The 8829-nt window shown below is 70.2% G+C and carries 6 protein-coding genes and 4 tRNA genes; 3 read left to right on the forward strand and 7 right to left on the reverse strand.

All coding sequences use genetic code 11. The annotated features are described in order from the left end of the window. Positions 1-66 precede the first annotated feature (66 nt). Complete coding sequence (gene nbtS / locus QH283_RS03130) at positions 67-1380, reverse strand: nocobactin biosynthesis salicylate synthase NbtS (protein ID WP_280501512.1); 1314 nt, start codon at positions 1378-1380, stop codon at positions 67-69. A 213-nt stretch (positions 1381-1593) separates the two neighbouring features. Between nbtS and QH283_RS03135 the strand changes: the two genes are divergently transcribed. Both QH283_RS03135 and QH283_RS03140 read left to right on the forward strand, forming a co-directional pair. Then, positions 1594-4038, forward strand: a complete 2445-nt coding sequence (locus QH283_RS03135; RefSeq protein ID WP_280501513.1) for a glycerol-3-phosphate 1-O-acyltransferase — start codon at positions 1594-1596, stop codon at positions 4036-4038. Beyond that, positions 4035-5462, forward strand: a complete 1428-nt coding sequence (locus tag QH283_RS03140; RefSeq protein WP_280501514.1) for an HAD-IB family hydrolase — start codon at positions 4035-4037, stop codon at positions 5460-5462. Before QH283_RS03135 ends, QH283_RS03140 begins: the two co-directional genes overlap by 4 nt. 28 nt (positions 5463-5490) lie before the next feature. Here the strand turns inward: QH283_RS03140 and QH283_RS03145 are convergent, their stop codons facing one another. From QH283_RS03145 to QH283_RS03170, 6 genes are all read right to left on the reverse strand, one after another. Continuing rightward, positions 5491-6210, reverse strand: a complete 720-nt coding sequence (locus QH283_RS03145) for a polyprenol monophosphomannose synthase (RefSeq protein ID WP_280501515.1) — start codon at positions 6208-6210, stop codon at positions 5491-5493. A gap of 229 nt (positions 6211-6439) precedes the next feature. Continuing rightward, entirely contained in the window at positions 6440-6622 is a 183-nt protein-coding gene (locus tag QH283_RS03150) for a hypothetical protein (protein WP_280501516.1), read from the reverse strand. 89 nt (positions 6623-6711) lie between these two features. Next, positions 6712-6788 (reverse strand) — tRNA-Phe (locus tag QH283_RS03155). A 58-nt stretch (positions 6789-6846) separates the two neighbouring features. Continuing rightward, positions 6847-6920 (reverse strand) — tRNA-Asp (locus QH283_RS03160). A 29-nt stretch (positions 6921-6949) separates the two neighbouring features. Beyond that, positions 6950-7022: transfer RNA gene (locus QH283_RS03165), tRNA-Glu, on the reverse strand. 93 nt (positions 7023-7115) lie between these two features. Continuing rightward, a complete protein-coding gene (locus tag QH283_RS03170) occupies positions 7116-7781 on the reverse strand; it encodes a TetR/AcrR family transcriptional regulator (RefSeq protein WP_280501517.1) in 666 nt (221 codons plus the stop codon). Between the two features lie 879 nt (positions 7782-8660). On the opposite strand from QH283_RS03170, the gene QH283_RS03175 reads away from it, so the two are divergent. Beyond that, a tRNA-Lys gene (locus QH283_RS03175) sits at positions 8661-8733 on the forward strand. The last annotated feature ends 96 nt before the right edge of the window (positions 8734-8829 follow it).

Below are 8829 nucleotides of genomic sequence, written 5' to 3' on the forward strand. Positions count from 1 at the left end.
GGCCCTCCAACCCCGGGCGGCCCCCACAACTTGGGCGCCCCCCCCCCCCGAAGTGCTTCGCGTGGGTCAGGCCTTGACGACGTAGGGCGCGATGCTGCCCAGCTTCTCGCAGGTCTCCTCGAACTCCCGCTCGGGCTTCGACTGCCCGACCACACCGGCGCCTGCGCGCAGCCACGCGCCCTCGGCGGTCTGGTAGACCGCGCGCAGCACCAGGGTGGCCTCCAGCGCGCCGGTCGGCGAAACCGTCACCACCGCACCGGAGTACAGCCCGCGCGGGGCGCCGTCGAGACGGAAGATGGAGTCGACGCCCTCGCGCTTGGGGATGCCGGAGGCGGTCACCGAGGGGAACAGCACCTCGAGGGCGTCCCAGCCGGAGCGGTCGGCGGCCAGGGTGCCGCACACCGTCGAGGCCAGGTGCTGCACGCTGCCGCGCTCGCGCACCGCCATGAAGTCGGAGACCGCGGGGGTGCCGGGATCGGCGACCGAGCTGATCTCCTCGAACGACAGCCGCACCGAGATGGCGTGCTCGACGATCTCTTTCGGATCGCTGACCAGGTCGGCGCGCGCGGCCATGTCCTCGAGCTCGCCGCGGCCGAAGGCGCGGGTGCCCGCCAGCGGCTCGGTGGTCACCACGCGGTCGTCGTCGACCGAGACGACCAACTCGGGGCTGAAGCCCGCCGACTCCAGTCCGCCCAGGCGCAGCAGGTAGGAGCGGGCCGGGGTGTTGTTGGCCCGGCCGAGCCGGTAGGTGGCGGGCACGTCGACGGTGAAGGGCAGGTCGACCTTCCGCGACAGGATGACCTTCTGGTACCTGCCCGCGCCGATCTCGGCGACGGCCTCGGCGACGCGGTCCCGGTAGCCGGTCGGATCGACGCGCACGTCGATCGGATGCGGCTGCGGCAGTCCGGTTTCCTGCGAGACGGCGATGAGATCGCGGATCTCGTCGGCCTCGTCGGCGGTGGCGCCCTCGATCCGCACGCCGGACTCGTCCACGGTCACCTCGACGCGCGGAATCATCAGGTGCGCCAGCGATGTCCGCTCGTCCACGTGGGCGGTCGCCGCCAGCGCCCAGGCGCAGAATTCGAAACCGATCCAGCCGTAGGCGCGGGTGGTGTGTGCGGGCAGCATGGCGAGGGCCCGGTCGATCGCGCGAGCAGGCGAACCCTCCCAGGCCGAGACGGTGGTCGCGCCCTCCCAGGTGACCCGTAGCTCGGCGGCGTCGAGTTCGATGCTGCCGATCGGGTCGGCGGCGAAGACCCACTGCCCCGGGCGCTCGTACATCACGTACTCGCCGAAGCGGTCCGCGCTCGCCAGTCGGGACATCGCTGCCGCCGGATCGGTTACATACTCAACGCGCGAGCGCTCATCCGTCGTCGACAACGATCCTCCAGAATCAAGATGACCTCATATGTGCGAGGTAAGGTTAGCATTACCTGCCCAACGTCGGGGTGTGCTCCGGGCACGGCACACCGGCCCCGACTCGGGGGCGCGAAGTCCTGACCGGAGATCATCCGGCGCGGGACAATGGAGGGCCGCGACCACACGCGTCCCCGCCGCGCCGGTGCGGCGGGCCGACAGCCAGACGGAGGCCCCATGATCGAGCCAGCCGATTCGCAGCCGTTGCGCCAGGCCCCACGGTCGGTGGTCGCGCTGGTCGACGCCGCCTCCGGTGTCGAGCGCGAACTCATCGGCGCCTGGATCGCCGACGGAGGCATCGCCCGCGAGCTCGGCGTCGGCGCGCCCATCACGCAACTCGACCTCGACCCGGCGGCGGTGGCGAGCAGGCTGGTCGGCCGCCGCGACGATCCGCTGGTGGTCCCGGTGCGGGTGCTGTGGCTGCCGCCCGAGCGCGACGGCGTACGGCGCGTCGGCTTCGGCGACATGCTGCTGCTCACCAATCCACGCAAGCCCAACCGGCTCGCGCAGCGCAGGCTCGCGCGCAAGGCGCCCGACCGGCATGTCGTCCTCACCGGCGCGCCCGCCCTGCTCAGCGACCTGCGGGCGAACAACCCGGAAGCCGCCGCCCTGCACGCCGCCGGTAGCGGCGAGCCCTTCGCCCGGGCCGTCGTGCGCGCGGCGGTGGTGGCGCTCGAACGCGCCGAACGCACCGTCATCGGCGACCGCTACAAGGTGCCACGGCTGGTGGCCGAGGAGATCCTCGACTCCCCCGAGTTCCTGCGCCGCCTGGAACTGATCGCCGACCAGTCCGGGGCCGATTCCCAGGAGGTGTACCGGCGGGCGGAGAAATGCCTGCACGAACTGGTCGCCGCCCAATCCAGGCTGGTCTCGGACCTGTTCACCCAGGCGATGCGCCCGGTGCACGCCTCGACATGGAAGGTCGACACCGACGACTCCGGCCTCGACCGTCTGCGCGCCCTCAACCGCGACTACCCGCTGGTATTCCTGCCCTCGCACCGCTCCTACGTCGACCCCTTCGTGCTCGGCGACGTGCTGGCGCGCCACGACTTCCCGCCCAACCACGTCATCGGCGGAGCCAACCTGAGCTTCTGGCCGATGGGCCCCATCGCCCGGCGCACCGGCACCGTGTTCATCCGCCGCAGCTTCGGCGACGACGAGGTCTACAAGGCCGTCGTCGAGGAGTACTTCGCCTATCTGCTGAGCAAGCGCTTCAACCTGGAGTGGTACTTCGAGGGCGGGCGCACCAGGACCGGCAAGCTGCGCCCGCCGCGCTACGGCCTGCTCAACTATCTCGCCGCCGCCGTGCGCGCCGACCGCATCGACGACGTGCTGCTGATCCCGGTCTCCATCACCTACGAGCGGCTCAACGAGCTCGGCGCCATCGCCGACGAACAGCTCGGCGCGCGCAAGAAGCCGGAGGGCCTGACCTGGCTGGCCCGCTACATCCGCGCCCAGCAGCACTCGGCCGGCCACGTCTACGTGCGCTTCGGCGATCCGCTCTCCGCTCGCGAACGCCTCGTCGCGCTCGGCGACCCCATGCACAAGACCCCGCTGAACATCCCGCTGCGCGACACCGAGACCGCCGACGCCGCGCCCATCGGCACCTCCGCCGAACACGAGATCGCCGAACAGGAGCGCAAAGCCGTGCAGCGGCTGGCCTTCGAGGTGGCGGTCGGCATCAACAATGTCACCCCCATCACGGTCAACGCGCTGGCCACCCTTGCCCTGCTGGGCGTCGAACAGCGCGCGCTCACCCTGGCCGAGGTCCGCACCCTGCTGATCCCGGTCATCGACCACATCCGCCGCCGCGAGCTGCCCAGCGGCGAACTCGACGCCCTGACCGACGAGCGTTCCCTGGCGGTGGTGCTCGAGCAGCTGTCGCTGGCCAAGGTGGTCACCGTCTACCGCGGCGGCATCGAGCCGGTCTACTCCATCGAGAGCGGCGCGCACCTCGAGGCCGCCTTCTACCGCAACAGCGCGGTGCACTGGTTCGTCGACCGCGCCATCATGGAGCTTTCGGTGCTGGCCGCCATCGAACCGGCCGAAGACCACCTGCGGGCGGGTTGGCAGGAGGCCTTCCGGCTGCGCGACCTGCTGAAGTTCGAGTTCTTCTTCCCCGACCGCGCCGAGTTCTCCGAGCGCATCACCGCCGAGATGGTGCTGGTCGACCCGGAGTGGCACAACCGGGGCCGGGAGACGCGCGGCAGCGAGATCGTCGCCAGACTGCGCGGTTCCGGCTTCATGATGGCCCACCGCGTGCTGCGCGCGTTCTTCGACGCCCAGCTGGTGGTGGCCGAACGGCTGGCGGACAAGGACGCCGCCGCGCCGATCGACCGCAAGGAACTCGTCGCCGAATGCGTCTCGGTGGGCAAGCAGATGCTGCTGCAACGCCGCCTGCACAGTCCCGAATCGGTCTCCACCGAACTGTTCGGCGGCGCGATCAAACTGGCCGACAACTACCACCTCATCGAGCCCGCCGACCCGGCCGCCGCCGATGCCCGCGCCGATCTGACCAGGCGCCGCAACGATTTCGCCGCCGAACTGCGCGCCATCGGCGCCCGCATCTCGCTGGCGGCCACCCTCGACCCGTCCAACACGCTGGGACCGGTGACCCGATGAACGCGCTGCTCGAACGGGTCCGCTCCGGCCCGCGCGGACCCGAGGTGCTCGCGGTCTTCGACCTCTCGGCGGTGCTCGACGGGTTCGCCGCGCCCTCGGTGCTGCGCGGCGCCATGCCCGGCGGCCCCCGCGACGCCACCGCCCGCATCCTGCTCGACGGCTACGACCCCACGCTCACCGACGGCGGCTACAGCCGGTTCCTGCACCGCGCCTCGGCCAGGCTGGCCGGACGCACCCGCGCCGAACTCGACGAACTGGGTGAACGGCTGTTCCGGCGCGGCGTCTACGGCAGGTTGTTCCCCGAGGCCTGGCAGCTGGTGCGGGCGCACCGCGCGCAAGGGCACACCGTAGTGCTGGTGAGCGCGCTGACCGAGTTCCAGGTGGCGCCGGTGGCCGCCGAACTCGGCATCGAGCACGTGCTGTGCACGGCGATGGACACCGGCGAGGACGGCACGCTCACCGGCTACGTGCGCGGCAAGACGCTGTGGCGCAACGGCAAGGCCCAGGCGGTGCGCGCCTTCGCCGCCGAACACGGCCTCGACCCGCTCGCCGCCTACGCCGCCTACAGCGGCGCCACCACCGACCAGCCGCTGCTGGCCCAGAGCAAGCACCCGGTGGTGGTCAATCCCGACCGCATCCTCGCCGCCGCGGCCTGCGACCACGACTGGCCGGTGGTCGCCTTCCGCCGCAGGCGCACCCCGCGCCCGGTCGACTACCTGCGCACACTGGCGGGTTTCGCCGCGCTGCTGCTCGGCGCCATCGCGGGTGTGCTCGCCAAGTCCTACACCCGCCGCCGCCGCGCGATGGCCGACGGGCTGATGGCCTTCGGCACCGCCGCCACCCTGGCCACCCTCGGCGTACGGGTGCGGGTCACCGGGGCGCACAACGCGCGCTCGCCCCGGCCTGCGGTCTTCCTGTTCAACCACCAGAGCCAGTTCGATGTGATCGTCGTCCCGCACGTGCTGCGCGGCGGGGTCACCGGAATCGGCAAGAAGGAGCTGACCCGCAATCCGGTCTTCGGGCCGCTCATGCGCTTCGTCGGGGTGACCTTCATCGACCGCTCGAACTCCGAGCGGGCCAGGGCCGCGCTGGCGCCGGTGGTGCGGACCCTGCGCGACGGCCTGTCGATCGCCGTCGCCCCCGAGGGCACCCGCTCCTGGTCCCCCACGGTCGGGCCGTTCAAGAAGGGCGCCTTCCACATCGCCCACCAGGCGGGCGTGCCGGTCATCCCGGTGGTGATCCGCAACGCCGGGGAGATCGCCTGGCGCAATTCCATGGTCGCGCGCTCCGGCACCGTCGACGTGGCGATCCTCGACCCCATCGACGTCTCCGGCTGGGATCTCGCCGACCTGGACGCGCGCGTCGAGCAGGTACGTCAGCTGTTCGTCGACACCCTGGTCGACTGGCCGGAGCCGGACCGCTGACGAGCGGTCCCGGTCCGGGTGGCCGGGCTCAGACCGAGCGGCCGAACAGCAGCTTCCACGGCATGAGCGCCGACTCCAGCTGGACCTTCAGGCTCATCTTGGACGCGCCGAGGGTGCGCTCCTCGAAGCGGATCGGCACCTCGGCGATGGTGATGCCCTTGCGCACCGCCCGGTAGTTCATCTCCACCTGGAACGAGTAGCCGTTGCTCTGGATGGAGCCCACGTCGATGGCGCGCAGGGTGTCGGCCTTCCAGGCCTTGAAACCGGCGGTGGCGTCCTTGACGCCGAGGCGAAGGATCAGGTTGACGTAGAAGTTGGCCCAGGCCGAGAGCGCCTTGCGGTACCACTTCCACTCCTCGGCGGTGGACCCGCCCGGCACGTACCGGGAACCGAGCACCACGCCCGCGTCGGAGTCGCTCAGCTTGGCCAGCATGGCCGGGATCACCTCGGCGGGATGCGACAGATCGGCGTCCATCTGGATGACCACGTCGGCGCCCTCGTCGAGCGCGCGGGTGATGCCCGCGACGTAGGCGCGGCCGAGACCGTCCTTCTCGGTGCGGTGCAGCACGCCGACCACGTCGGGCATGTCGGCGGCGAGCTTGTCGGCGACCTCGCCCGTGCCGTCCGGGGAGTTGTCGTCCACGACGAGAATGTGCAGGTCGGGCACCGCCAGCGCGGTGAGCCGCTCCACCGCCACCGGCAGATTCTCCCGCTCGTTGTAGGTCGGCACAACAACGGTAACCCTCAAGGGTCGCCCTCCCTGCTCACCTGTCCAGCCCGCTGGCCCGGGCGGACCGTGCGAGCGTTAGTCGATTACCGGGGTACCGTACTCGATCCGCCTGATGAGGACCTGAGCGGCCGCGACCGGGGCAGCCCGGCGACGTCCGGCGTCGAGCACGGCACGACCTGCGCAGACGCGCTCGTCCCACGGCGCGGCGGGTGCCGGTGCGCCGAAAACGGTTGTCCCGGGCGGGCTGTCAGTCCCCTTCACGCCAGGCGCGATCGCGGGCGTCCTCCCGCTCGTTGCGGGCCCGCGCGATCTCCAGCGCCCGCTCGGCGGTGGCCTTGTCCGGGTACGGCCCCATCCGGTCCCGGAACCAGCACTGCCTGCCCTGCTCGGCCCTCTGATGCTTCAAGCAGTAGTACCACCGTTCAGCCATGACTCCAGCATTCCACTTCGGCGCGCGGATATGCCGGGCATCCGGGATACGACGAAAAATCCCCCGGGCTGTCTGCCAGGGGGATTTCGTGGTGGCCAGGGCCGGGATCGAACCGGCGACCTTCCGCTTTTCAGGCGGACGCTCGTACCAACTGAGCTACCTGGCCGCAGGCACCCGTACCGAATGCCATACGCGAAGCGCCGGATTTCTCCGGCGCTTACTTGCGACCCTGACGGGACTCGAACCCGCGACCTCCGCCGTGACAGGGCGGCGCGCTAACCAACTGCGCCACAGGGCCATGCTCTGCTACCAACAGTCCGAAGACTGTACCCCCTACGGGATTCGAACCCGCGCTACCGCCTTGAAAGGGCGGCGTCCTAGGCCGCTAGACGAAGGGGGCTCGTCCCGGATCTCTCCGGACCGGCTTTCAACGGTTTCCGTTGGGAGCTCGCATAGCTTATGACAGCTTTGCGCAGAGTTCCAAATCGCCTGGTCAGACGCCCAAACCGAGCTCTTCGAGGCGTGCGGCGGCAGCCCAGCCGTCGACGGCGAACTTCTCCCGCCACTCACTGGTCGCCATCGACTCGACGACGACCTCCAACGCCTCCTGGAACCGGGCCCGCAGATCGGTCGGGCCGTCGGGCAGCTCGATCAGGTAGCGCTGGCCCGCCAGCGCCGCGGTGAGGGTGCGGGTGAAGCGATCCGGGTCGGCGTCCTCGCGCAACTGGCCGTGCTCGATCGCCCGCAACGCCAGCGAACGCACCGCCCGCACGAGGATGCGCCCGGCGCCGGCGCGGACGTCGCGGAAGAAGTCGGGTTCGATGATCAGCCGGTACTCCGCCTGCACGATGATGTCGTGCTGCAACCGCAGGGCCAGCTCGTCGATCATCCCGTGCAGGATGTCGAGCGGACCGAGATCGGTGCGGGCCAGCCAGCGCTCGGCGGTGGCGCGATAGCGTTCCACCGCCGTCTCCAGCACCGCCTTGGCCAGCTCCTCCTTGGAGTCGAAGTGGAAGTACATCGCGCCTTTGGTCGCGCGCGATCCCTCCAGGATCCGGTTCAGCGATGCCGCGGCATAGCCGCTCTTGCCGAATTCGACGGCCGCGGACCTGATTATCGCCGCCCGTGTCCGGCGGGCCCGCTCTTGCTGCCGTGCCATGCTCGAAACGCCTCCGAAGTTACTCACCGCCAATCGAGCCCCCCGTTGGAACGGACCCCTGGCGCAATAGTTGATAAAAGTCGAATACTCCGAGCCGGTTTTCCGGCCAATTTCATACTTCAGGTATGTAAATAGCCTAATTACGAATAACACACCGGCTGGTATAATTCCTCCGTGCCCGGGTGCGCCGCAGGGGGTGCACACCCGGGCACACCCACGTCTGGGACCTGTTCCGATCGGCCTCCTGCGGCAATCGTTGCTGTCTGCGGACACCATCACGACGTCTCGGATTCCGAGCCGCCACCTGCGACGACGCCTCCGCGCCGGAGCGGCCCGCCCGCCACGGCATCCCCGAGGGAGGCCGCGAACCGAGAACCGCTCCGACACAACCGGTGACGCCGAAATCGACGGTTCGCCCGGAATTCACCGAACCGTCACGGTACCCGCAATGACGCGCCGACACGCGGCAAACCGACGAGTCGGATAGCCCACTCGACATACCCCGCCGACAGCAAACACTACGCAATCCAAAAGGGCTGCGGGCCCGGTAATTACAATTCCCGGAGACATCCGCGAACGACCTTCGCACGGACGGCGCCGCCGGCACGGGCCGCGCGGCGCGGACCACCCGAGACACCGCGCTCACCATCCCTCCTGGCGGCCCACCGAGGCGGAACCAAACTGATTGGCAGGCAACACGATTCGATCCTATCCAGCCTGCTCTCGAATGAACAAAGCCGCCACCCAACACTTTCCCCGGCTTGCGGCCGCTTTCCCAGCCACCACCTCCCCCCGCCGAACACCGCTGCCGCCGCCCCGGCACGAGCCCAACTCCCGGTTTTCCGTCCCGCGCCGATGCCCACTACACTTGCCCCACGCGCCCCTATAGCTCAGTTGGTAGAGCTACGGACTTTTAATCCGCAGGTCCCAGGTTCGAGCCCTGGTGGGGGCACGTCGGACAGGCGCCCGGGCGCCCGGCGCCGGGTATCGTCTGCGGGGGCGCCCCGCCCCCCCGCCCGCCCCCGGGGCGGGGGGGAAGGGGGCCGGC

The sequence above is a fragment of the Nocardia farcinica genome, from assembly GCF_029867845.1.
Taxonomy (GTDB): domain Bacteria; phylum Actinomycetota; class Actinomycetes; order Mycobacteriales; family Mycobacteriaceae; genus Nocardia; species Nocardia farcinica_A.